We start from the raw sequence: 25084 nt of genomic DNA, 5'->3' as shown, positions 1-25084 counted from the left end.
GGAGTTGGCATCGCCCCAGGTCAGGGCCCCTTTACCGGGTGTTCATCGAGCCCGACCTGAACACCTCGACGCTGACCGGGGCTTCGGCGAAGCCCGCCAGCCGTACCGCCTCCACCAGCGGCGGGTGGGCGCCCGGGTCGGCCGCGACGAGCGGATCGACCTCGACCCGCACGCCCGCCTCGCCGAGGTCCCTGACCCGTACGTCGGTACGGTCCGCGCCCGTCCCCAGTGCCGCCCGTACCAGCACCTCCGCCCGCTCCACCCGCGCCAGCCGGCCCGGAGTGATCTGCAGGCCGTAAGCGATCCGGCTCGACAGGCACGCCATCGCCGGCTTGTCCCACGTCGGCAGCGACCACAGCCGGGCCACCTCGCGCACCGCCGCCTTGCCGAGCCCCGCATCGGCCAGCGGCGTACGCGCCCCCCGCCGGGCCGCCGCCGCGATGCCCGGGCGGAAGCGGTCGGCGACGTCCGTGGCGTTCGTGCCCGTCGCCACGCACCCGAAGTCCAGCCGCGCCGCCACCTCCAGGGCGGCGTCCAGCAGGGTGCTCTTGCAGAAGAAGCAGCGTTGCGGGCCGTTGTCGCGGTAGCCCGCGACATCGAGTTCACGGGTGTCCACGAGGTGGTGGACCACCCCCAGATCGGCGCAGAACCGCCGGGCCGCCGCCAACTCCGCCGCCGGCAGTGCGGGGGAGACCGCGGTCACCGCCGCCATGCCGCCCGTGCCGAGCGCCCGCGCGGCGGCCGCGACCACCACGCTGGAGTCGACGCCGCCGGAGAATGCGACCAGAGTGCCGCCGTAGGCGGCGGTCTCGGCGAGCAGCGCGCGCGCCGCGTCCGCCGGGGAATCGAACTCCGCCACGTGCGCCACCTCCGGGGAGTCGGAAAGCCCGTCTGAAGGAAGGGTCGCAACACGATGGATCAGAAGTCGACCGAAGTCGACCTCGGATACGCCAGGATCGACGTCGACCGCGCCGCCCGCACGGGTGACGCCGAGGTCGTCTACGGCGCGGGCAAGACGCCCGCGCAGATCGTCGGCGCCATGCGCGCGCTGTCGCAGGCGCACCCCGACCGGCCGGTCCTCGCGACCCGGCTGTCGCCCGAGGCCCGCGAGCTGTGCCGGCGCGAGCTGCCGGGGGCGGCGGTGGACGACGTCGGCCGCACCGCCACCCTCGGGCCGTCGGCGCCGCGCACCGGGTGCGTCGCCGTCGTGTGCGCCGGCACCGCGGACCTGCCGGTGCTGCGCGAATGCGCCACCACCGTCAACGTCTTCGGCGCCCACACCGACGAGATCGTCGACGTCGGCGTCGCCGGCCTCCACCGCCTCCTCGCCCAGCGCGACCGCATCGCCGCGTCCGACGTCATCGTCGCCGTCGCCGGCATGGAGGCCGCCCTCCCCTCCGTCCTCGGCGGCCTCACCGGCCTCCCCCTCATCGCCGTCCCCACCAGCATCGGCTACGGCTGGCACATGGACGGCCTGACGGCCTGGCTCGCCACCCTCAACACCTGCGCGCCAGGTGTTCTGACCGTGAACGTCGACAACGGCTTCGGAGCCGGTGTCGCGGCGGCTCGCATAGCCCGCCGCTCCCTCTCCTCCCTCCGCTCCCTCGGCGCGGAGCCCGACGCGTGAGCGGCCCTTGCGGGGGCCAGCTGTTGACGGGCTGGATGTCGTCACCGTCCGGAGGGGGCTGTTCGGTGCGTTCCGGGCCGCCGGTGGGTGGGTGGTTGCGCGCGCCGTTCCCCGCGCCCCTGGGGGGTGCCCTCCCGGGCGGGGACCTGCCCGACGTGGCGACCACGACCGTCGTCTGGCGACGGACCGCCGCCCCGTCAGGGGCGCGGGGCTGCTTCCGATGTGCGGCTGGCGCCGCGCGGGCGCGACCAGCCGTCGACGAGCTGGGGGTCGTCACCGGCCGGAGGGGGCTGTTCGGTGCGTTCCGGGCCGCCGGTGGGTGGGTGGTTGCGCGCGCCCCTGGGGCGGGGTCGGGGGCGTTGGGTGCGCCCCGGGCCACCGGGCAGTGGTGCTGAACGGCCGGCGGGGGTGACGGGCCGGTGAAGGTCGTGTGGGTCGATGCTGGGAACGGGGCCGCCGGCGACATGTTGCTGGCCGCGTTGCTCGACGCGGGAGCCGAGGGGGAGGCGGTCGAGGCCGCCTGGGAAGGGCTGGACGTCGAAGGGATCGGGCTCACCCGACGGGAGGTCAGACGGCATGGCTTCCGGGCCGCCCACGTGCGCGTGGAAGCGGGGGAGACCGGGGTCCGGCGGGGGCTGGACGACATCCTGGGGGTGCTCGACAGGGCCGCGGGACTGCCGCAGGAGCCCAAGGAGCTCGCTCGGGCGGCGTTCCGCCGACTGGCCGAAGCCGAGGCGCGCGTGCACGGGATCGCCCCCGCCGCCGTGCACTTCCACGAGGTCGGCGCCCTCGACGCCATCGCCGACGTCGTGGGGTGCGCGACCGCACTGCACAGCCTCGGCCTGCTCGGGCCCGGCGTGCGGCGGGTGGTCGGGCCCGTCGCCGTCGGGTCGGGGACGGTCGCGGGAGCGCACGGGGTGATCCCGATACCCGGGCCCGCCGTGCTGGAGCTGCTCACCGCCGCCGGCGCGCCGATCGCCGCGCACCCGGCGGCGATGGAGCTGTGCACGCCCACCGGCGCGGCCCTGCTGTGCGCGCTCGCGACCGAGTGGGGGCCGCCTCCCGCGATGACGCCGCGAGCCGTCGGGGTCGGCGCGGGCACCGCGGACCCGCGCACGCATCCCAACGTGCTGCGCGTCCTGCTCGGCGAGAGCGCCGACGAGCCCGCGCGGTGGGCGACTTCGGCCCTGCACCGCGTGGACACCACCGTGGACGACCTCGACCCGCGGGTCTGGCCCGACCTGCTGGAGGCACTGCGCACCGCCGGCGCCGCCGACGCCTGGTGCGTGCCCGCGCTGACCAGGAAGGGCCGCCCGGCCCAGCTGCTCAGCGTCCTCGTGGACGACGAACGGCTCGACCTGGTCTGCGCCCTGGTCTTCGAGCAGACGACCACCCTGGGCGTACGCGTCTCCCCGGTGGCCCGCCGCTCGCTGCCGCGCGACCGCGTCGAAGTCATCGTCGCCGGCTGCCCGATCGGGGTGAAGCGGGGCTATCTGGCCGGCCGGATCGTCACGGTCCAGCCGGAGTACGACGAGGCCGCCGCGGTGGCCCGCCGCACCGGACTGCCGCTCGCGGACGTACTGGACCAGGCCCGCGCCCTCGGCGCGGAAGCCGGGCCGGCGTAGGGGCGGCGCCACCGGGGCGCTGTGCAACCTCGGATTCTCCGAGGTCGCACAGCGCCCCGTGTGCAACCCGGCCACGGCGTGCCTTCGGGCCGCACCCCATGCCAGGGTGCCAGTCAGTGAGGGACCTGCGTCGAGGCATGGCACGCGGTGGCCAGGAATCAGGAGTCGGTGTGTTCGAGACGATACGAGACGCGGTCAAGACGGCCCTGACCGAAATGGACTACGACGTCAGCGAGTTGACGGACACCACCGTGCTCGGCCCGGCCGGGCTCGACCTGGAGTCGCTCGCCGTCGCGGAACTCGCGGTCCGCATCGAGGACGACTTCGGCGTGAAGTTCGCCGACGAGGAACTGCCGGGCATGGCGGACCTGACCCTGGACGAGTTCGCCTCGCTGGTGGTCGAGCGGATGGGCACGACGTCGGCCGCCGGTCCCGCGGCCTGAGCACGGAAGGCGGCCGGGCAGTGAACAGCACAGCACCGCGGGCGGTGGTGACCGGCATCGGCCTGGTCACTCCCCTGGGCACGGACGTGGCGGAATTCTTCGAGGCGCTGTGCGAGCCGCGCTCGGGACTCGTACGCCCCCCGGAAGGCCATGTCGCGCACGGCCTCATCGACTCGGCGGGCATCGCCCCCGACCTCGACGCCGCGGCCCTGGTGCCGCGGCACGACCGCAGCGTCGCCGACCGCTTCACGCTGATGGCCGTCGCCGCGGCCGACGCGGCGCTCGCCGACGCCGGCATCACGATCGGCCAGGACGTGGACCCCTACCGGGTGGCCGTCGTCGCCGCCACCGGCGCCGGCGGCATGATCACCTTCGAGCGGCAGGCCCGCGCCTCGGGCGAGCGCGGCGCACCCGGCGTCAGCTCGTACCTCTACTCGGCCTTCCTGCCGAACATGGCGACCGCGCGCATCGCGCTCAAGCACGGTATCCGCGGCTTCAGTTCGACCGTCACCACCGCCTGCGCGGCGAGCGCGCACGCCATCGCCGAGGCCTTCCGGCTGATCTCCGCCGGTGACGCCGACGTCGTGGTGTGCGGCGGCACCGAGGCCACCCTCGGCGGCCTCACCGGCATCGCCGGCTTCCGCAACGCCCGTGCGCTGGCCACCGGTTGGGAGGACGACCCGACTGCGGCCAGCCGCCCCTTCGACTCCCGGCGCAACGGCTTCGTCCTCGGCGAGGGCGGCGGCATGCTGGTCGTGGAGCGCGCCGACTTCGCCGACGCGCGGGGCGCCGCCGGATACGCCGACCTGGTCGGCTGGGGCTCCACCACCGACGCCTACCACCTGATCATGCCCAACCCGGACGGCTCCGGCGTCGCCGCCTGCCTGCGCAGCGCGATCGCCCGAGCCGGGCTCGACCTCGCCGACATCGGCTACGTCAACGCGCACGGCACCGGTACGAAGATCGGCGACATGGCGGAAGCCGCTGCCATCCAGCAGGTGTTCGGGCCGGACCAGCCCGCGGTCAGCTCGACCAAGGGCGTCACCGGGCACCTGCTCGGCGGCTCCGGCGCGGTGGAGGCGGCGGCCACCGTGCTGGCACTGGCCGGCGGCACGCTGCCGCCGACGCACAACCTGGACGACCCGGACCCGAAGTGCGACCTCGACCACGTACGCGGCGGCGCCCGCACCGCGCCGGTCAGGGCCGCCCTGTCGACGTCCTCCGCCTTCGGCGGCCACAACGTCGCCCTGGTCTTCCAGCCCCCCAGCACCCGCCTCGCCAGGACAGCCGCCGGTGCCGCCGGCGGTACGGACCATGCCGGGTGAGCCGCTTTCCGCCGTCATGGCCGGCGAGCAGGCGCTGCTCGCCGAGTGCGCGGCCGCGTGGCTGGCGCGCGGCCACCGCCTCTCGCTGCTGGTGTCCCCCGACCCGGACCTGAGGGCCTGGGCCCGTGCGCGCGGCGTCCCGACCGTCGCGAGCCTGCGCCCCGGCGAGGTCGAAACCGCCCTGAACGGGGAGCCGTTCGACTACCTGTTCAGCATCACCAACATGCGGATCGTGCCCCGCAGGCTCCTCGACCTGCCGCGCCGGCTGCCGATCAACTTCCACGACGCGCTGCTCCCGCGCCACGCCGGTGTCCACGCCACCAGTTGGGCACTGCTGGAGTCGCCCGCCGAACACGGCGTGACCTGGCACGTGATGACGGCGGGCGCCGACGAGGGCGACATCCTGCTCCGCCGCCGCTTCCCCGTCGGCCCCGAGGACACCGCCTACGACCTCAACACCGCCTGCTTCCAGGCCGGCATGGACTCCTTCGCCGAACTGGCGGACCTGCTGGCGGCCGGCCGCGCCGTGGCGGAGCCGCAAGATCTGTTGCTGCGCACTTACCACGGCCGCGGTGACGTCCTGCCGGACGGCGGCCTGCTCCGCTGGACGCGCCGCGGGCGCCAGTTGCACGCGCTGGTCCGCGCGACGGGGCTGGGGCGGGGGGACAACGGCTTCGGTACGGCCAAGCTCCTCGTTCCCGACGGGTACGTGGTCGTGGGCGCGGCCCGGCTCTTGCCGCCGCCTTCTGCGCCTTCTGCGCCTTGCGCGCCTTCCGCGCCGGGTACGCTGCTGGCCGCCGACGCGGCCGGGCTCACGGTGGCCACCGCCGACGGTGCCCTCACGGTCAGCGGGCTGCGCCACCCCGACGGCACCCCCGCCGCGGTCGCCGACCTCCTCGCCCGCTCCGACCTGCGCCCCGGCGACCGCCTGCCCCTCCCGGACCCCGCCGACGTGGCCGCCCTCGTCGCCCGCATGACATCGACCCGGCCCTACGAGTCCCGCTGGGCACGCCGCCTTGCGGGCGTCAGCCCGTACGAACTCCCCTGGGCGCACCCCCACGGACCCGCTCGGCCCGCGGGGGGCTGGACGTCACCGTCCGATGAAGCCTCCTCGATCCGTCCCGGCCCCCCGGCCGGTGATGGCTTGCGCGCGCCGTTCCCCGCGCCCCCTCAGGGCGCCCCTCGGGGGCGCGAGGAACTGCCCGATCAGCCGTCGACGGGCTGTGGGTCGTCGCCGTCCGGAGGGGGCAGTTCGGTTCGTTCCGGGCCACCGGTGGGTGGTGGGTCGCGCGCGCAGTTCCCCGCGCCTTTTCCGGGTGCCCCTCGGGGGCGCGAGGAACTGCGCGATCAGCCGTCGACGGGCTGTGGGTCGTCGCCGTCCGGAGGGGGCAGTTCGGTTCGTTCCGGGCCACCGGTGGGTGGTGGGTCGCGCGCGCCAGGGATGGGCTGGGTTGTGGCTGCCCCGCAGGGGCTCGGTGGGGTCGGGAGGGTCGAGCCGCAAGTGGCCGCCTTGGCCGCGGTGTTGTTGTTCTTGGCCCGCACCGCGGACGAGCCGAACGTCGACGTCTCGTTTCGGCCGGCCGCGCCGCCAGGCGACTTCTTCGCTGCCACGGTGCCGCTGCGCCTTCCGGTGCCCGCGGCCGGGCTCACGTTCGCCGGGTATTGCGCCGAGGTCGCGGCGGCGACGGCGGAGGTGGAAGCCGGCTCGTACCTGACGGATCTCGCCGCCCGCTACCCGGCGGCGGCGCCCGGGAGCGGGGGGCTGCCCGTCGAGGTGGGCGTCGGAGGGGAGGGGGAGCCGGCAACCGGCGCCGTGGCGCGGGTCCTTGTCGGGCCCGGGGGCTACCGGGTGCTGCCGGCCGCGGACCGGGTCGAGCCCGAGGCGGCCGCAGCGCTGGTCGCGGACTTCGGCGCCTTCCTCGCGGCGCTGTGCGACGCGCCCGGCGACGTTGCCGAGGTGCCGCTGCTGTCCGGGGCGCGCCGGGCGCAGGTCGTGGAGGGGTGGAACGCCACCGCGACCGGCCCCGGCCCCGGGCCCGCCGCGTGCGTGCCCGCACTGTTCGCCGAGCAGGCGTCCCGCCGGCCCGCCGCCGTGGCGGTGATCGCGGAGCGCGAGACGCTCACCTACGCCCAACTCGACGTGCGCGCGCAGCGTCTGGCGGCAGCCATGACCGCCGCCGGCGTCGGGCGCGGTGACCTGGTCGGGGTCTACCTCGACCGTTCCGGCGACCTGGTCGCGGCCCTGCTCGGCGTGATGAAGGCCGGGGCCGCGTACGTGCCGCTGGACCCCGTCTACCCTCCGGACCGCGTCCGGGCGATGGTGGAGGACGCGGGCGTACGGCTGCTGCTGACGGGCGGGGAGCTGCCGCTGCCAGGTGCCGTGAGAAGCCTGGGCATAGAGGAGTTGGACGTCGCGGAGGCGGTCGACGCGGACCCGGCGGGACTTCCCGTGGCGCCGCCCGGCCCGGAGGACCTCGCCTACGTCATCTACACGTCGGGCTCGACCGGCCGGCCGAAGGGCGTACGGATCACGCACCGCGCCCTGGCGAACTTCCTGCGCGCGATGGCCGCGGAGCCGGGCTGTACGGCGGACGACCGGCTGCTGGCCGTCACCACCGTGTGCTTCGACATCGCGGGCCTCGAACTCTTCCTGCCGCTGGTCACGGGCGGTTGCGTGGAGTTGGTACCGCAGGAGGCGGCCGCCGACGGCTTCGCGCTGCGCGCACGGCTCGAACGGTCGCGGCCGACGCTGATGCAGGCCACCCCGGCGACCTGGCGGCTGCTCGTCGCAGCCGGGTGGGAAGGCGACCCGGCGCTGCGCGCCCTGTGCGGGGGCGAGGCCCTGCCCGCCGATCTGGCGGGCGAACTGCTCGGCCGGGTCCGGGCCTTGTGGAATCTCTACGGTCCGACGGAGACCACCGTCTGGTCGGCGGCCGGCCAGGTCCTGCCCGGCGACCGGGTCACCCTCGGCCGGCCGATCGCCAACACGCGCTGCTACGTGATGGACCGGCGCGGGCGGCCGCTGCCGCCGTACGTGGCGGGGGAGTTGTACATCGGCGGCGCCGGTGTGGCCGACGGCTACCACGGGCGTCCCGACTTGACCGCGGAGAAGTTCGTACCCGACGGCCTCGGCGGGACCGGCCGCCTGTACCGCACCGGCGACCTCGTGCGGTGGCTGGCGGACGGCAGGCTCGACTGCCTCGGCCGGATCGACGACCAGGTGAAGATCGACGGCTTCCGCATCGAACTCGGCGAGGTCGAGGCGGTGTTGCAGCGGCATGGCGGGGTGCGGCGGGCCGTGGTGGCGGCCCGCGAGGACGCGGCGGGCACCCGGCGGCTGGTCGCGTACGTCGTGCCCGCGGCCGCCGGCGACTCCGCGGCCCCCGAGTCCCCGTCCCCGGCGGACCTGCGCCGCCACCTCGCCCGCGACCTCCCGGCCTACATGATCCCGGCGGTCTTCGTCCCGCTGGCCGAGGTCCCGCTGACCCGCAACGGCAAGGTCGACCGCCGGGCCCTGCCGCCCCCGCCCCGCGACCTTCCGCTGCCGTCGACCGTGCGCCCCCGGCCCGGCCCCGAGGAGGCCGTCGCCTCGGTCTGGCGCGCGGTCCTCGGCCGCGACGACATCGGCGTGGACGACAACTTCTTCGACGCGGGCGGCAACTCCCTGCTCCTGGTGGAGGCGGTCAAGCGCCTGAACGCCGCCCTTGCCCTGCGGCTGACCTCCGTGGACATGTTCCGCCACCCCACCGTCCGCACGATGGCAGCCAGCCTCGCCCCCCGGACGACCGCGTCCCCGCCCGCGCACCCCGGGGCGCCGCGCATCGACCGCTCTCTGCTGCACCGCCGCCGGCGCGGCTGACGCGGGGGGCGTGCCGGGTCCGCTCGGGGCGCCCGGCGGCGTGGATGCCCAACTGCGGTCGCGCGGCGACTGTTTCGGCGCGTAGCTTGTTCCGCCGGAGCGGCCGCGATCCGCCCGTGAGGGCGGCGCGGCGGCGACAGCGCCGGAGTGCGCCGGGCGGATGGCCGGTCGGCGCGGGCGCTGCGGCGGTGCCACCCGGCGGGGGTCGGGTGGCACCGCGTCGGCCGGGTCATTCCAGGACGGTGCCCGCCGCGTGCATTTCCTCGAAGAGGTTCTCGACGAAGGCGTCGATCGTCGGGTAGTCGATGAAGCCGGTCGCCGGGACCGGGTAGGACAGCTCGTCGCTGAGCTTCGCCGTCAGTTCGATCAGCATCAGCGACTCCGCGTTCAGGTCGAACAGTTCGGCCGCCGGGTCGGGGAGGCCGTCCTCCGTGGGTTGCGGGCCGAGGGCCCGGCCGATCTCGTCGCGGAGGTATTCGGTGAGGAGCGAGACCTGGACGACGACCGGGCGGCCCGCCAACTGGGCGCGCAGCGGCATGCGTTCGGGGTCGGTGGCAGCCGGGTCGGGCGCGGGGTCGTACCAGAAGCGCTCGCGCTGGAAGGGGTAGGTCGGCAGGGACGTGCGCCGGAAGGGGCGTTCGGCGTAGAAGGCGGCCCAGTCGACCGCCACGCCCGCGAGCCAGGCCCGCCCGAGGGCGGTGAGCAGGGCGCCCGTGCCCGGCGCCAGGACGAGAGGCGTCCATCCCGTGCCCTCCAGCGCCGCTTCCGCGGCACCCGCACCGGCGTGCGTACCGCCGCCCGTGCCCTCAGCCGCACCGCCGCCCTGGCTGCCCGGCGCCGCCTCCGCGCCCGCCCACGCGCCCGCCACCCACAGCGGCAGAGCGCCCGGCGAGGGCGGGCACGTCGCCGTCGGGTGGAGCATCGTCGCCGGCGGGAAGGCCCCCGCCAGGCAGCCCGCCGCGCGCCAGCCGGCCGGGGCCGTGGCGAGCACGGCGGCGGGCTGGATGCCCCAGGCCCGCAGCAACTGCGCCGTCGCGTATTCGGCCAGCGCCGCGGAGAGGGCGTCGCCCGCGCTCAGCGCGGCCACCGCGTCGGCGTCCGCGCCCGCCGCCGCCAGGCACTCGTCCACCGCCGCGCGGAAGGCGGGGGACCGGCCGTAGAAGTCCGCTGCCTCGGGAACGGGCTCGCCCGTGCAGAGGAAGGCGGCGCCCGGTGCGGAAAGGGCGGCCTCCGCCGAGGGGACCCGGGCCGGGTCCGCGACAGCGAGGGCCATGGCGGCGTCGCGGGTGTCCTTGGCCACCACGAAGCGGCGGTGCGGGTGGGCGCGGCGGCCGAGCGCGAGGGTGGCGGCGGCGTCGCGCAGCGGGGTGTCGGGGTGGCGGCGCAGGTGGCGGGAGAGGTCGGCGGTGGCGCGGTCGGCGGCCGCCGGGGTGGCGGCGGAGATCAGCAGCAGTTCGGGGCCGGTCGGGAGGTCTTCGGGCCGCCGGGCGGAAGGCGGCGCCTCTTCGAGGACGACGTGGGCGTTGGTCCCGCCGATGCCGAAGGCGCTGACGCCCGCCCGCCGGGGTGAGCCGTCGGGAGCCGGCCAGTCGCACAGCTCGGTGGCGACCCGGAAGGGTCCGTCGGCGAAGGGGATGTCGGGGTTCGGCGCCTCGAAGTCCAGGGTCGGCACCAGCTTCGCGTGCCGCAGCATGAGCGAGGTCTTGATGAGCCCTGCCATGCCGGCGGCGGTGTCCAGGTGGCCGACGTTGGACTTCACCGAGCCGAGCGCGCACGAGTGCGCGGGGCCCGCCGCGGCGAACGCCTCGTTCAGCGCGGCCACTTCGACGGGGTCGCCGAGCGCCGTGCCGGTGCCGTGCGCCTCGACGTAGCCGATCGTCTCCGGGGGGCACTGCGCCACGGCCAGCGCGTCGGCGATGACCGACGCCTGGCCCTGGATGCTGGGGGCGGTGTAACTGGCCTTCACCGCGCCGTCGTTGTTGATCGCGGAGCCCTTGATGACGGCGTGCACCCGGTCGCCGGCCGAAAGCGCGTCGGCGAGCCGCTTGAGCAGCACCACGCCGACCCCGCTGCCGATGACGGTGCCCTGGGCCTTGGAGTCGAAGGCGCGGCAGTGGCCGTCGGGAGAGAAGATCATGCCGGGCTGGTGCAGGTAGCCCTGGTCCTGCGGGAAGCGGATGTGGGCGCTGCCGGCGAGCGCCGCGTCGCACTCGCCGCCGAGCAGTGCCAGGCACGCCAGGTGGACGGCGACCAGCGACGTGGAGCAGGCGGTGCCGACGTTGACGCTGGGCCCGCGCAGGCCGAGCTTGTAGGAGACCCGGGTGGCCAGGAAGTCCTTGTCGACGGCGATCATCAGCCGGTAGCGCTCGACCTCGGAGGCGTCCCGGTAGCGCTGCGCCAGCCGGTGCAGCGCGTAGGCGTTGAGGCCGACGCCCGCGTAGACGCCGATCGGGCCCGCGTGCCGGTCCGGGTCGCAGCCGGCGTCCTCCAGGGCGGTGAGCGCGCATTCGAGGAAGATCCGCTGCTGCGGGTCGAGGATCTCCGCCTCGTCCCGCGGGATGCGGAAGAGCCCGGCGTCGAACCGGTCGATCCCCGGGAGGACCTGCCCGGCCTTCACGTACTGCGGGTCCGCCAGGTCGCGCGGGCTGACACCGGCCGCCAGCAGCTCCTCGACGGTGAAGAAGGTCGTCGTCCTGGTGCCGTCGCGGAGGTTGCGCCAGAAGCGCTCGGTGTCCTCCGCTCCGGGGAAGCGGCAGGCCATGCCGACGATCGCCACGTCCGACTCCCGGACGTCGTCTGAAGGGTCCACTAGAGCCATGGATTGCGTCCTTACGTCCTCGGCCGTCCTCGGCCGACACAGCGGTGGGGCGGTCCCGTCACGGCAGCCGGATGCCCACGTCGGCGGCGACCTCGGGCATGGCGACGAAGCTCTCGGCGACGAAGCGCGCCGCGTCCTCGTCCGCGTCGAGGTCCCGGAAGATCGCGGTCACCTCGCGGAGCTGCTCCGCGCGGTCGCCCTGGCCCGCGGCGATCTCCAGGGTCACCTTCCGCAGCCGCTCCTCGATGCCGGTGATGTCCAGCACCTGCGGGAATCTGATGCTGAAGGTCGAGCGCTCGGTCCCGGTGCCGTTGCGCCGGACCGCCCGCGCGTGGCTGGCGGCGTTGAGCTTGTAGAACATGCAGTCCCAGTGCTTGAACGCGTAGTAGTTCAGCAGCGGGAAGAGCGTGCAGTGGGTCTCCATCGGCGAGGACTCGTAGAGCCCCTTGGCCTTCAGCTCGGCCACGATCGCGTCGGGGTCGTAGTCGTGCCGCATGGCGATGAAAGGGAAGACGATCCGCGGCAGTTCGTCGTCCTCGGCGAAGAGGAGCTGCTCCAGCTCGCCGCGGAAGACCTCGTCGGTGAGCCGGTCGCCGAAGCGCTGGTAGAAGCCGCGGACTATCTCCCTGACGTTGGACTCCATGGTCAGGATCTGCTGCGGGTCGGCGCACATGGCGATGTATTTGATGCCGCCGCGGTGGGCGTGCAGCACGGCCCGCAGGACGAAGAAGGTCCGGCAGGAGGCGCAGGGCAGCTTCTCGTCGAGGTAGGACCCGGGCTTGGCGGGTGCGGGTCGGTTGAAGACCTCCCGCATCACCTTCTTGATGTTCTCGTCGTCGGCGTCGAGCACGAAGTCGGCGGCGATCCGCTCCCGGGCGAGCCTGATGTTGTCGGCGGCGTGCGCGCTCTCGAAGGGGACGTCGAAGGTGTAGGCGAGCACCCGCTTGCCGTACTCGTTGACGAACTTGTCCAGCATGTACGTGCTGTCCTTGCCGCCGCTGTACATGAACAGGCAGTCGTACCGCGCCGCGGGATCCCGCGGCGCCCGCTGGAATTCGTCGAACACGGCGCTGGTGTAGCGGAAGTTCACCAGCAGGTCGCCCGCGATGTCGAGGCGGCAGAGATTGCACAGGCCGGTCGCGTCGACGCTGATTCCGGGGTGCTCGCCGCTGAGCGAGCAGACAGTGCAGTTCGTCACGACCGCTCCAGGTGGGCGACGGGAAGGGTGGCGCGTGCCGGTCCGCCGACGGCGCGCACCAGACTAACCACGCGCGCCGCGGACCCCGGGCGGTTCAACTGCGGAGGTGCGCGCGGCGGCCGCGCAGTCAAACGCTGCCGGTCAATGCTCGCTGGCAGAGCGGGTGTTGGCGGGGCCGGAGGGTCGCGAAAGCGTGCGCGGCGGACCGCCGGTATGGGTTGCCGCGGACAACCCTCTTTGGGTATTGTCCCCCCAAGGGTTGCGACGTACAACTACGGGAGTTCTCATGTTAACCACCTGGGGCCGCCTCCTGGTCAGGTTCCGCTGGGCGGCGATCGCCGCCGGCATCGCGGTTGTCCTGGTCGGCGGCGCCTGGGGCGGGGGCGTGTTCAACACCCTGAAGTCCGGCGGTTTCGACGACCCGAACAGCGAGTCGGGGCGCGCCTCGGCCCGTATCGCCGCCGAACTCGGCGCGCGGGACGTCGACGTGGTGGTGCTGTACTCCAGCCCCACCGCCACCGTGGACGACCCCGCCTTCGCCGGCGCCGTGCGGTCCGCCGTCGCCCGGCTGCACGCCCGCCCGGAGATCGCGAACATCGCCACGTACGCCGACACGCACCTGCCGTCGCTGCGCTCCAGGGACGGGCACTCCACCGGCGTCCTGATCACCCTGAAGTCGCAGGACCAGGACATCAAGAGCAAGCAGTACAAGGACATCAGGGACGACCTGGCCGCCCCCGGGCTGACCAAGCAGGTCGGCGGCGTCGTACCGCTCGCCGTCGTCACCGACGACATGGCCAAGAAGGACATCAGCAAGGGCGAGATGATCGCCTTCCCCGCCCTGCTGGTGCTGCTGACCATCATCTTCGGCGGCGTGGTGGCGGCCGGAATGCCGCTGCTGGTCGGCATCCTGGCCATCCTCGGTGCCTTCACCGCGACCCGGGTGATCACCGAGTTCACCGACGTCTCCACCTTCGCGGTGAACACCATCACCCTGCTCGGGCTCGGCCTTGCCATCGACTACTCGCTGCTCATCGTCAGCCGCTACCGCAAGGAACTGCTGGAGCACGAACCGGCCGAGGCCATCGCCCGCACCATGGCCACCGCCGGGCGCACCGTGCTGGTCTCCGGGCTGACCGTGGTGCTCGCCCTGTCCAGCCTGCTGATCTTCCCGCTGGTCTTCCTGCGCTCGATCGGCTTCGGCGGCATGTCCGCGGTCTTCGTGGCCATGCTCAGCGCGCTGACCGTGCTGCCGGCGATGCTCGCGGTGCTCGGCCGGCGGATCAACTCCTGGCGGGTCCCGCTGCCCGGGCGGCGGCGCCGCGAAGCCGCGGCCGCGGAGGGCGGCGGCGGCAGTTGGGAGCGGATCGCGCACACCGTGATGCGCCGCCCGGTCCTCTACACCGTCGGCGTCCTGGTGATCCTCGGGGTCTTCGCCGCGCCCTTCATGAGGGTGCACTTCGCCGGCAGTGACGAGCGGGTGCTGCCGAAGTCCACCGAGGCGCGGGTCGTCTCCGAGCGGCTCGCCGCCGACTTCCCCGGCGGCTCGGAGGCGCCGATGGAGGTCTACGTCGGCCACGCCACCGCTGCCCAACTCCAGGATGTCAGCGCCAGGATCGACAAGGTCCCCGGCGTCACCGACGTCAAGGTCGCCGCCCAGCGCGGCACTTCGACGATGCTCACCGTCGGCTACCAGGGCGAGCGGACCGGCGACACCGCCTACGACGCGGTGCGCGGCATCAGGGCGCTGGACGAACCCGCCGGTGTGCAGGTACTGGTGGGCGGCAGGCCCGCGATGGACGTGGACCGGCTGGCGACCCTCGGCGACGGGCTGCCCTGGATGCTCGGCATCATGGCGGCGGCCACCTTCGTGCTGCTCTTCCTGGCCTTCGGCTCGGTCGTGCTGCCGCTGGTCGCCGTCGTGATGAACCTGGTGTCGATCGGCGCCTCCTTCGGCGTCATCATCTGGATCTTCCAGCAGGGCCACCTGTCGGGGATGCTGCACTTCACCCCGACCGGCTTCCTCGAACCGACCGTCCCGGTGCTGATCCTCGCCACGCTGTACGGCCTCGCCACCGACTACGAGCTCTTCCTCGTCTCCGCGATCCGCGAGGCGTGGCCGGCCGGCGCCGACGGAGAGGGCGCCGCCGGCGCGCGGAAGGCCATCGCGGGCGGCCTGCAGCGCACCGGGCGGATCATCACCGCGGCGGCCCTGCTGCTGGGCGTGGTCGACGCCGGCTTCTCCACCAGCGGCATCGTCTTCACCAAGATGATCGGCATCGGCATGGTCATCGCGCTGATCGTGGACGCCACCCTGGTCCGCGTGGTGCTGATGCCCGCGGTGCTGCGGCTGCTCGGCCGCTCGGCCTGGTGGGCGCCCGGCCCGCTGGCGAAGCTGCACGGCCGGGTCGGCGTCAGCGAGAGCGACGGGCCCGAGCCACGCGTGGAGGAGTCCGACCTGGTGTGACCTCATGAACCGACAGCGGCCGACCCCTTCCCCCGGGGGGTCGGCTGCTGTCCCTTGTACCTCCCGGGTACGTCCCGCCCATCTCGCGGGCGCGTCCCGGCCGTTCGGGGGAGCGGCGCACGACGAGGTCGCAGCCGTTTCACAAGATCACAGGCACGTTCCAATGTCCCGAACACATGCGGACACGAGGGGTTGGGAACATGTTGGATCTGGTCCGGATGCCGGACGAGGGCTATGTCGGAGCCACGACCGGGCGCAAGGAGGCCGCGCCCGCGATGTCCGTGGAGAACCATCCGATCCGCATCGTGGAAATAAGACATCTGGTACTGATCGGCTCGCCCCGGTCGGGCGGCGAGAACCCGGTGCACACGCGGACGCTGGCCGATATCGCCGACCTGCCGCCTATTCTCGTGCACCGCGCGACGATGCAGGTGATCGACGGGATGCACCGGGTGCGGGCGGCGCTGCTCAACGGCCGCTCCGTCATCAAGGCCAGGCTCCTGGACTGCGATTCGGCCACCGCTTTCGTGCTCGCGGTGCGGGCGAACGTCACGCACGGCCTGCCGCTGTCCCCGCAGGACCGCAGGACCGCCGCCGAGTTCATCATCGCCCTGCACCCCAACTGGTCGGACCGCGCGGTCGCGGCGGCCGCCGGGCTCTCCGACAAGACCGTCTCCGGACTGCGCACCAGCCCGGCGGCCGAGTCCCCGCAGCCGCGCGACCGCATCGGCAGGGACGGCCGGGTCAGGCCGCTCAACAGCGCCGCCAAGCGCCGTCAGGCGGCCGTGCTGATCGCCGAGCGCCCGGAGGCGGGCCTGCGGGAGATCGCCAGGGCGACCGGACTCTCGCCCGCCACCGTCAGGGACGTACGGCTCCGCACCGACCGGGGCGAGGATCCGGTCCCGGCCAAATACCGCAAGGCCCCTGACCCGGCGGGCCCGGCCGCGCGGCCCTGCCCGCCGGCGCCGGAGCCGGTACGGGAGCAGGCGCCCGACACGCCGCCGGTACGCCGCCCGGCCGGCGGGCCCGGGGTGGACGGCAGGGCGCTGCTGTCCAAGTTGATGAGCGACCCCTCGCTGCGGTTCAGTGAGGCCGGCCGGGTGGCGCTGCGCTGGCTGCACCACCACGCGGTGGACCTCGACGCCTGCCGCGGTGTCGGCGGCACCATCCCCGACCACTGGTCCGCCCCCGTCGCCGACCTGGCCCGCGCGTGTGCGACGGCGTGGCTGACGCTGGCCGACGAGCTGGACGAACGCCGCTGACCGGGGCTGTCGCCCCACCGCGGCGACGGGACCGTCGATGTGTATTGACAGCGACACAGTGTTTCGCAAGAGTGCGCACGAGTTCGGCGAGACCGGCACCGGCATTCCCCGGGCCGGTCAAGGAGAGGAGCCACCATGGCCGTTGCCCCGGACCCGGCGGACCGCCCGGCCCCGATGGGCAGAACGGCCCTGGCGGCGTCGCTCGAACAGGCCCACGGGGAAGCCCGCGAGCGGGCCGGGGAACCGGCCCCCGAGGGTGACCCGGGGGGTGACGGACCCACCGCGCCGGCCCGGACCCCGCCGGACGCGGTGACCGTCGCCATGGAACTGCTCTCCCCCGAGGGCAGGGCCGACCCGTACCCGCTGTACGCCGCCGCCCACCGGCTCGGCCCGGTATCCGGGATCGGCGACGGCTGGTTCCTGGTGGTCGGCTACGACGCGGTCAACCAGGTGCTGCGGCGCACCGGCTTCGGCGTCAGCGGGGCGCAGATCAGCCCGCAGCGGCTGGCCGAGCACGCCTCGCTGGCGCTGCTCGCACCCTCGATCCTGGAGAGCGACCCGCCCGAGCACACCCGGATGCGCTCGCTGATCGGCTCGGTCTTCACCCAGCGCCGCATCAGCGCGCTCGAACCGATGATCACGGCGGCGGTGGACGCGCTGCTCGACCGCCTCGCCGAGACCGGCGCGCGGCGCGCGGACGGCGAGGCCGTCGACTTCATGGCGGAGTTCGCCTTCCCGCTCCCGGTCGCCGTCATCTGCGAGATGCTCGGCGTGCCGGACGCCGACCGGCAGCGCTTCCGTACGCTGGCCGCCGGCCTGACGACCGCGCTGGAATTCATGTCCGACCCGGAGGGACTCGCGCCCGCCGACGCGGCGGCTACCGAACTAGCCGACTACTTCACGGCGTTGATCGCCGACCGGCGGGCCGGGCGCCGGGAGGACGGCGAGGACGACCTCGTCGGCGCGCTGCTCGCCGCCCGCGACGCGGAGGACGCCAGGCTCTCCGAGGCCGAACTGCTCGCCAACCTGACCCTGCTGCTGGTCGCCGGCTTCGAGACCACGACCGACCTGCTGGGCAACGGACTCGGCGCGCTCTTCGACCACCCGGCCACCGCCCGCCGGCTCCGCTCAGCGGACGGCGACGTGGCGGCCTTCGTCGAGGAGGTGCTGCGCTACGAGTCCCCGGTCCAGCTCACCTCCCGGGTCGCGCTCGCGGACGGCCTGGAGGTGGCCGGCGTGCCGGTCCCGTCCGGCTCCCGGCTGATCCTGCTGCTCGGCGCGGCCAACCGCGACCCGGCCCGCTACCGCGACCCCGACACCTTCGACCCGTCCCGCACCGCGGTCAAACCGCTCAGCTTCGGCGTGGGCGCCCACGTGTGCCTCGGCAACGGCCTCGCCCGCCTGGAGGCCGCCGTCGCCTTCCCCCGGCTGCTCGCCCGCTTCCCCGACCTCGCCCCGGCCGCACCGCCCACCCGCCGCGACCGGGCGGTCCTGCGCGGCTACGAGACCTTCCCGGTGCGGTTGGGCAGACCCCGCTAGGGCCTGTCGTTCGGATCTCCGCGGCGTCGCGGCGCCCGGCACGCACATCTGCCGCGTTGTCGTCAGTCGACGACTCCCCCTGGCCTGGCGGCCGGGAGGTGCCCCCACCGCGTCGCCTCCTTCCTCCGCCTTGCAGCTGCACGCACCGAGCACCGCTCCTTCCTCCACGGAGATCCACACGACAGGCCCTAGGCCTGTCCGGCGGATCCTGCCGGGTCTGCGACGCCCGGCACCGCACCTTTCCCCCTGCCTTCGGCGGGAGGCGCCCGCAGTGGTGTCGAATCATCCGGGCCGACGCTGCCGAGCCCTCCGGGTCCCCCCGATGACGCGCGGCCGCCGGGTCCGTTCCGCTGGGGAGCCGGCCGCGGCACCGGTCAGTGCCGGTACCAGACCTGACCCGCCTGGGCGCTGTCGCACGGGTCGGTCACCGCCTTGCCGACCGAGGAGGCCGCGAGGCACCGGCCGCTCGACACGTTCTGGTAGGTGCTGCCGTGGGCGGTCGCGGTCCCGATCCGCCACTGCTGGCCCGACGAGCCGTCGCACTTGCCGAGAGCAGCGGTGCTGGTGAGGGAGTTCACGGCGAGGCAGCCGCCGCTCTGGCTGACCAGCAGGAAGGCGCCGCCCGGCTCGGCGGAGAAGGTCCAGCCGTACGTCACCGGGCCGTAGGGGCTCTTCGAGTCGCAGGCGGCGACCTGCGGGGCGTGGCCGGTGAGGAAGGACATGTCGGCCAGGCACTTCGCGTCGGCGTAACTGCGCACCTGGCCCGTTCCGGTGGGCGTCTGCGAGGTCGCCGTGGGGGTCGGGAACCCGGGGGCGCCGCCCGTCACGCCGATCCCGTCCGGGGCCGTCGCCGTGGCCGTGCCCGCCAGGGGGCCGGGCGCGCCCGGCGTGCCGCCGCCCGTGAGGCCGCTGCCGCCCCGGCGCGCCGGGTCGGCGACGGACGGGCCGTACGAGGACGGCGCCGGCGCGACCGTACCGGCCGAGGTGCGCGGGCCGGGCGTCGCGGGGCCGGACGCGGCCGGCGCCGAGGAGCCGGGGGATGCCGAGTCCTGCGCGGAGCCGCTGTCGGGGACGAGCACGAGGGCCAGGACCGCCCCGGCGACCAGCACCGCGGGCAGTGCCAGCAGCAGGGCCTTCCTGCGCCGCCTGCGCCGCCTGTCCGCGTCGGGCCCGGCGGCCGACGCGTCCTGCGGCGGCGGCGGCGGCGCCGGCCGGTCGGCCGGCGCGGTGAGCGCGTCGGGGTCGGGAGCCGTCGAGGCGAAGGCGGCCCGCAGCGCTATCCGGTCCCGTACGGACGCCGGCCACAGCTCGGCGGCCCCGGCGCCCTTGCCCCCCCGCCTGCGGGCCTCCCCGACCACCTCGGCCGCGGTGGGCCGGGCCTCGGGGTCCTTGTCCAGGCACCCGGCCAGCACGTCGGCCAGCCCTGCGTCGACCGCGCGTACCGGCCCCAGCTCCGGCTCGCCGTGCAGGACCCGGTCGAGCACGTCGGACCCGGCGCCCTCGCCGAACGGCGGTGCGCCGATCGCCGCGTACGACAGCACCGCGGCGAGCGCGAAGACGTCCGCCGCGCCGGTCAACGGCTCCTTCCCGGAGGCCTGTTCGGGCGCCGTGTACGCCGGGGCGCCGACGGCCGCGCCGGCCCTGGCCGGCCTGCTGCCGTCCGCCTCGCGCGCGACGCCGAAGTCGACGAGGGTGACGCCGTCCTCGGTCAGCAGGACGTTGGACGGCTTGAGGCCGCGGTGCACCATGTCCCGCGCGTGCAGCTCCGCCAGGCCGGCGGCCGCGTCCCGCAGCAGCGCCCACAGCGCGCCGATCGGCAGCGGGCCGCCGTGCGCCCGCAGCGCGTCGGCGAGCGTCAGCCCCGGTATGTACGCGGTGGCGAACCATGGCGGGCGCGCGTCACGGTCGCTGTCCAGCAGCGTGGCGCCGACGCCGGCCGGCAGCCGGGCCAGGTTGTCCAGCTCCCCGCCGAAGTGCCGCAGGAAACCGTCGTCCTCGGCGAGGGCCGGCAGCACCTGCTTGACCGCCGCGTAGCGCCCGGGCGCGGACACCCCGAGGTAGACCCGCCCCATCCCGCCGGAACCCAGGACGCCAACTACGGGAAAGCGCCCTATACGCCGCGGATCGCGCTCGCCGAGCGGGAGGGCGCCACTGCCGCCCAGATCGATGTCGGTGTCCCAACCCGCTTGCATGCGCGCCAGGTTAACCCAAGGCCTCCGCGGCGGGCGACCGGTGCAGGGGGGACACCGTGGCGCCCGGGGGCCCGGCCCGTATCGTCGGTGGAGTGGTGAGCGGAGCCCCGGGTGACGGGTGTGGCAGCCGGTGACGCGCCCTCTCGTCACATCGGCGGGCTCCTGGGCGTCATTACCTTCGCAGGCACCGGTGAGAGAATGTGACGTGATGAACGAACACGACTGGCTGGTCGAACGCTTCGAGACCGACCGACCGCGTTTGCGTGCGGTCGCCTACCGGATGCTCGGCTCACTGGCCGAGGCGGACGACGCCGTCCAGGAGGCCTGGATCCGGACGAGCCGTGCGGACGTCGACGCCGTGGAGAACCTGAGCGGCTGGCTCACCACGATCGTCGCCCGGGTCTCGCTCAACATGCTCAAGTCCCGCAGATCGCGCCGTGAGGACCTGGTGGACGTGCCGGAGACGGGCGGCCCCGCGCACGGCGCCGGCGGGACCGCCGACCCGGAGCAGGAGGCGCTGCTCGCCGACTCCGTCGGCCTCGCCCTGCTCGTCGTCCTGGACACCCTGACTCCCGCCGAGCGGCTGGCCTTCGTGCTGCACGACATGTTCGCGGTCCCGTACGAGGACATCGCGCCCATAGTGGACCGCACCCCTGCCGCCGCGCGCCAGCTGGCCAGCCGCGCCCGCCGCCGCGTGCAGCAGGCGGCCTCCGACACGGCCGCGGACGGCGGCGCCGGGGCCAGGGCCCTCGACGACGCGGGCGACGCCGTCGCCCAGGCGGGCCGGGCCGACCTGGTCCGCGCCTTCCTGGCGGCCTCCCGCGAGGGCGAGTTCGAGGCGCTGCTCGCGGTGCTCGACCCGGACATCGTCGTGCGCACCGACCAGGCCGCCATCAACATGAGCGCCCAGGCCAACGTGGGCGGCTTCGCCCCCGAGATCCACGGCGCCGACGCCGTCACCCGCGCCTTCCTCAACCGCGTCTGGTCCCCGGTCCCCGCGCTCGTCAACGGCTCGGCCGGCCTGGTCTGGGTGCAGAACGGCGCACCGCGGGCCGTCTTCCGCTTCACCATCGAGGACGACAGGATCTGTGCCATCGACATCCGGGCCGACCTGGCCGGCGTCGACATCGTCATGTCCTGAGCGCAGGCCAGGGGCGGCCTCCGGGAGGCCGCCCCTGGCTTCAACCGCCCGGCGGAATCGCCGCCGGAATTCCGCTCTCCGGTTCCGCTAGTCGGTCAGCGCGTCGAACGCCTTCAGCAGCGTCCGCTGGATGTCCGTGATCTGGTAGTACGAGCCGAGCTTGTAATACTCCTCGGTCGGCGAGAGCGTGAGGCCGTAGACGAGCGTGCGCTTCTCACCCGCGTACGCGTAGGGCGCGTTGTTCGCGTAGGTGGAGAAGAGCGCGCGGTCCGCCTCGTCCGGCGCCGGGACCAGTCCCGGGTCGGTCGATATCACGGCGAAGCAGAGCCGCTCGATCTTCCCCGACTCCCAACCGAGCGTCGGGTAAATGGCGAACGACCGCCGGGCGAACTTCAGCCCCTTCTCGCCGGGCAGTTCGAGCCCCATCTCGCGGACCATCGACAGGACGGGCTCAGGTGCCAGGAATTCGGGCTGGAGATTGCTGAAGTACAGATTCACCTGCTTGCGCTTGTAGTCGAGCGACGTCATCTGTACTTTGTCGAGGCCGTAGCGGGCGAAGAGTTCGGCGTTCTCCGCGACGCTCGGCGGCATCGACGGGATGTCGATCAGCTGGGCGAGGCCCGGCATGTCGTCGGTGGGGAAGAATGCGTACGTCTTCTTGAAGCCGCCGGTGACTTCACCGTCCACGGCGAACATCGAGACCGGCAGCGCCTTCTGGGTGTCGGCGAGCAGATTGCCGACCGGGTGGTCCGTCTCGGGGATCAGCCCGTGCGCCAGCGCGGCGGTGTACGGGTCACCGTGGTCGGCCGGCACCGAGATGCTGAAGTCCAGCTCCGTCGCGTGCCGGCCGCTCGCCATCGAGTAGACGATCACGCCGTCGGAGAGCACGTCCTGGAACGCGGTCAGAATCGGCCGGACCTTCTCGGGCGAGCAGGCGACATCGAGCAGTCCGGCCGCTTCCTCCATGGCCGAATACACGCGCTCGACTTCAGCGGCTCCGGACATTGCATCCTCCACGCGTCGATCGTGACGGTCTGTGGCCCCAGCATTCGTCACCCGCCTTGGGCCGGACTGTGCGGCCGGTTGGCGCCGGCTTGGCGGCTCCCCGCGTCGACCGCGCCGTCGCCGTCGCGACCCGAGACCGCCTCGCCGCCGTCGCGCCCCGAAACCGCCTCGGTGACCGACCTGGCGATGTCCCGGCCGGTCAGCCCGGCCCGCTCCAGGATGTCCCGCCGGGTGTCGTGGGTGAGGAACTCCTGCGGCAGCCCGAAGGGCAGCACGGGCGTGTCGACGCCCGCCTCGCGCAGCGCGCGGGCCACGGCGTCGCCGAAGCCGCCCGCGATGCCGTTGTCCTCGACGGTGACCACCAGCCGCGCCTCGCGCGCCGCCGGGGCCAGCGCCGGGTCCACCGGCTTGACCCAGCGCGGGTCGACCGCGAGCGCGCCGATGCCCTGGTCGGCCAGCCGGGCCGCCGCCTGCGCGCAGACGCCGGCCATCACCCCCGCGCCGACCAGCAGCACGTCCACCGCCGTCCCCTCGCGCGGCCGGGCCACCACGTCCATGCCGCCGAGCCTGCCGAGGCCGGGCACCTCGTCGCCGGCCGGGGCCTTCGGGAAGCGCAGCAGGGTCGGTCCCGAGGCGTCGTCCAGCGCCTCGGCGAGCAGCTCGGCCAGCCGTACCGCGTCCCGCGGCGCGGCGATCCGCAGGCCGGGCACGAGCTGGCTGATCGAGCCGTCCCACATGCCGTTGTGGCTCGCCCCGTCGGGGCCCGTCACGCCGGCGCGGTCCAGTACGAAGGTGACCGGCAGCCGGTGCAGGGCCACGTCCATCAGCAGCTGGTCGAAGGCGCGGTTGAGGAAGGTGGAGTAGAGCGCCACCACCGGGTGCAGGCCGCCCATGGCGAGGCCGGCGGCGCTGGTCACCGCGTGCTGCTCGGCGATGCCGACGTCGAAGACCCGGTCCGGGTAGGCGGCCGCGAAGGGCGCCAGACCGGTCGGGTGCAGCATCGCCGCGGTGATCGCCACCACGTCCTCGCGCCGGGCGCCGATCCGCAGGATCTCGTCGGCGAAGACGTGCGACCAGGTGCGCGCGGCCGCCTTGGCGGTCGTACCGGTCAGCGGGTCGGTGCCCGCCGCGACCTGGTGCAGGCGGTCCTCGTCGTTGTTCTCCGCGGGCGCGTAGCCGTGGCCCTTGCGGGTCAGGACGTGCACGATGACCGGCCCGCCGAAGCCCCGCGCGTGCGCCAGCGCCCGCTCGACGGCGGCCTGGTCGTGGCCGTCGATCGGGCCGACGTACTTCAGTCCCAGGTCCTCGAACATCACCTGCGGCTGGAGTACGTCCTTGATGCCCTTCTTGATCCCGTGCAGCGTCTCGTACAGCGGGGCGCCGACCAGCGGGGCCCGCGGCAGCGTCGACTTGACGGAGTCGAGCACGTTCTCGTACCGCCGCGTCGTGCGCACCTGGGCCAGGTGCGCGGCGAGGGCACCGTGGGTGGGGGAGTACGAGCGGCCGTTGTCGTTGACGACGACGACCACCCGGTTGGTGCGGTCCGCCGCGATGTTGTTGAGCGCCTCCCAGGCCATGCCGCCGGTCAGGGCGCCGTCGCCGATGATCGCCACCGCCGTGCGGTCCCGCTGCCCGCGCAGCCTGAAGGCCTTCGCGAGGCCGTCGGCGTAGGACATCGAGGTCGACGCGTGCGAATTCTCCACGTGGTCGTGCGGCGACTCGGCCCGGCTCGGGTAGCCCGACATCCCGCCGGGCTGCCGCAGCGTGCCGAAGTCGCCCTGGCGGCCGGTGAGCAGCTTGTGCACGTACGCCTGGTGGCCGGTGTCGAACACCAGCGGGTCGCGCGGCGAGTCGAAGACCCGGTGCAGGGCGATGGTCAGTTCCACCACGCCGAGGTTGGGGCCCAGGTGCCCGCTGTTCGCGGACACCGTGGAGATCAAGCGGCTCCTGATCTCCGCGGCCAGCGAGGTCAGCTCATTCGGCCCGAGATCCTGCAGATCCCGCGGGCCGCGGATCGAATCGAGGAGTGTCATACGGCTACACTCCCGGCGGCGGTGAAATACGGTCAACCCGCTGCCCACGGCAACATATTGTTGTCACCATGGCACGTGACAGTTTCCTGTCACTGTACGTGCCCGGCGTCGTGCTCCGGCCCCGTCTCCCGGACCCCGCGGGCGGCCGGTGGGAGGGTGGGCAAGGGATATCTTCATTGCACCGGATTAGTGCCTATTTGGCGCTCTGCCGTGGATTGTTGGCACCCTTGACTGACAATCACTTCGCGGCTACACTCTCCCGGGTTGACTGGGTAATGTAGCGCAGCGGGGGCGCGAAGTGCAGTTATTGGAAAGAGAAAGCAGCACAACTCCAGTCGTGGTTGCCGTATTGGGCAACGCACCGTGTCCAAGGTCACGCATCCTATGCGAGGGTGCGTGACCTCTTGCTTGCCCGCGTGTGGTGAGTGCGCTCTGAAATGTCGTCTCATTTAGACCGTTCGCGCACGCTATACGGAGCGTTCGGTGATCGGATACTGCCTGGCCGAGATGCCCGGCAGCCTGCCAGGCCGCAAACCGGTCGTGGTCGGGC

15 protein-coding genes are annotated in these 25084 nt (G+C 73.9%); 9 read left to right on the top strand and 6 right to left on the bottom strand.

The annotated features are described in order from the left end of the window. Nucleotides 1-31: 31 nt before the first annotated feature. Entirely contained in the window at nt 32-859 is an 828-nt protein-coding gene (locus BUE44_RS28055) for an asparagine synthase-related protein (protein ID WP_073501800.1), read from the bottom strand. A 54-nt stretch (nt 860-913) separates the two neighbouring features. On the opposite strand from BUE44_RS28055, the gene larB reads away from it, so the two are divergent. The 5 genes from larB to BUE44_RS28030 all read left to right on the top strand — a co-directional run bounded on the left by larB (nt 914) and on the right by BUE44_RS28030 (nt 8879). After that, nucleotides 914-1627: a nickel pincer cofactor biosynthesis protein LarB gene (gene larB, locus BUE44_RS28050; protein ID WP_073501799.1), complete on the top strand. Its 714-nt coding sequence runs from the start codon at nt 914-916 to the stop codon at nt 1625-1627. Nucleotides 1628-2046: 419 nt separating this feature from the next. Further along, nucleotides 2047-3252, top strand: a complete 1206-nt coding sequence (larC, locus tag BUE44_RS28045; RefSeq protein ID WP_073501798.1) for a nickel pincer cofactor biosynthesis protein LarC — start codon at nt 2047-2049, stop codon at nt 3250-3252. 170 nt (nt 3253-3422) lie between these two features. After that, nucleotides 3423-3695 (top strand): acyl carrier protein, encoded by a 273-nt coding sequence (locus BUE44_RS28040; protein ID WP_073501797.1) that lies wholly within the window; start codon nt 3423-3425, stop codon nt 3693-3695. A gap of 20 nt (nt 3696-3715) precedes the next feature. After that, a complete protein-coding gene (locus BUE44_RS28035) occupies nt 3716-5020 on the top strand; it encodes a beta-ketoacyl-[acyl-carrier-protein] synthase family protein (protein WP_073501796.1) in 1305 nt (434 codons plus the stop codon). Beyond that, on the top strand, nt 5010-8879 hold the full coding sequence (locus BUE44_RS28030) for an amino acid adenylation domain-containing protein (protein ID WP_143172596.1): 3870 nt from the start codon (nt 5010-5012) through the stop codon (nt 8877-8879). The genes BUE44_RS28035 and BUE44_RS28030 overlap by 11 nt, the downstream gene beginning before the upstream one ends. Nucleotides 8880-9108: 229 nt before the next feature. On the opposite strand, the gene BUE44_RS39390 is transcribed toward BUE44_RS28030, so the two are convergent. Then, nucleotides 9109-11697, bottom strand: a complete 2589-nt coding sequence (locus BUE44_RS39390; RefSeq protein ID WP_200804546.1) for a type I polyketide synthase — start codon at nt 11695-11697, stop codon at nt 9109-9111. Nucleotides 11698-11755: 58 nt separating this feature from the next. Then, nucleotides 11756-12895 (bottom strand): adenine nucleotide alpha hydrolase family protein, encoded by a 1140-nt coding sequence (locus BUE44_RS28020; protein WP_073501793.1) that lies wholly within the window; start codon nt 12893-12895, stop codon nt 11756-11758. A 286-nt stretch (nt 12896-13181) separates the two neighbouring features. On the opposite strand from BUE44_RS28020, the gene BUE44_RS28015 reads away from it, so the two are divergent. The 3 genes from BUE44_RS28015 to BUE44_RS28005 all read left to right on the top strand — a co-directional run bounded on the left by BUE44_RS28015 (nt 13182) and on the right by BUE44_RS28005 (nt 18163). Then, nucleotides 13182-15362 carry an MMPL family transporter gene (locus BUE44_RS28015; RefSeq protein WP_073501792.1) on the top strand — a complete coding sequence of 727 codons (2181 nt, stop codon included), beginning with the start codon at nt 13182-13184 and terminating at the stop codon, nt 15360-15362. A 200-nt stretch (nt 15363-15562) separates the two neighbouring features. Further along, on the top strand, nt 15563-16624 hold the full coding sequence (locus BUE44_RS39385; protein WP_265737183.1) for a ParB/RepB/Spo0J family partition protein: 1062 nt from the start codon (nt 15563-15565) through the stop codon (nt 16622-16624). A gap of 135 nt (nt 16625-16759) precedes the next feature. Continuing rightward, nucleotides 16760-18163: a cytochrome P450 gene (locus tag BUE44_RS28005; RefSeq protein ID WP_235002531.1), complete on the top strand. Its 1404-nt coding sequence runs from the start codon at nt 16760-16762 to the stop codon at nt 18161-18163. A 374-nt stretch (nt 18164-18537) separates the two neighbouring features. Here BUE44_RS28005 and BUE44_RS28000 read toward each other — a convergent pair whose 3' ends face one another. Beyond that, nucleotides 18538-20355 (bottom strand): protein kinase domain-containing protein, encoded by a 1818-nt coding sequence (locus tag BUE44_RS28000; RefSeq protein ID WP_073501791.1) that lies wholly within the window; start codon nt 20353-20355, stop codon nt 18538-18540. 208 nt (nt 20356-20563) lie between these two features. Between BUE44_RS28000 and BUE44_RS27995 the strand changes: the two genes are divergently transcribed. Next, nucleotides 20564-21496 carry a sigma-70 family RNA polymerase sigma factor gene (locus tag BUE44_RS27995; RefSeq protein ID WP_073501790.1) on the top strand — a complete coding sequence of 311 codons (933 nt, stop codon included), beginning with the start codon at nt 20564-20566 and terminating at the stop codon, nt 21494-21496. An 87-nt stretch (nt 21497-21583) separates the two neighbouring features. Here BUE44_RS27995 and BUE44_RS27990 read toward each other — a convergent pair whose 3' ends face one another. Next, nucleotides 21584-22501, bottom strand: a complete 918-nt coding sequence (locus tag BUE44_RS27990; protein ID WP_073501789.1) for an aromatic prenyltransferase — start codon at nt 22499-22501, stop codon at nt 21584-21586. A 47-nt stretch (nt 22502-22548) separates the two neighbouring features. Then, the gene (gene dxs / locus BUE44_RS27985; RefSeq protein ID WP_073501788.1) at nt 22549-24534 is read right to left on the bottom strand and encodes a 1-deoxy-D-xylulose-5-phosphate synthase; all 1986 of its coding nucleotides are present in this window, start codon (nt 24532-24534) and stop codon (nt 22549-22551) included. Nucleotides 24535-25084 lie beyond the last annotated feature (550 nt).

Source organism: Actinacidiphila paucisporea, from assembly GCF_900142575.1.
Classification (GTDB): Bacteria; Actinomycetota; Actinomycetes; order Streptomycetales; family Streptomycetaceae; genus Actinacidiphila; species Actinacidiphila paucisporea.
The sequence above is the reverse complement of the archived record's forward strand: the minus strand, read 5'-3'. Positions and strand labels throughout refer to the sequence as shown.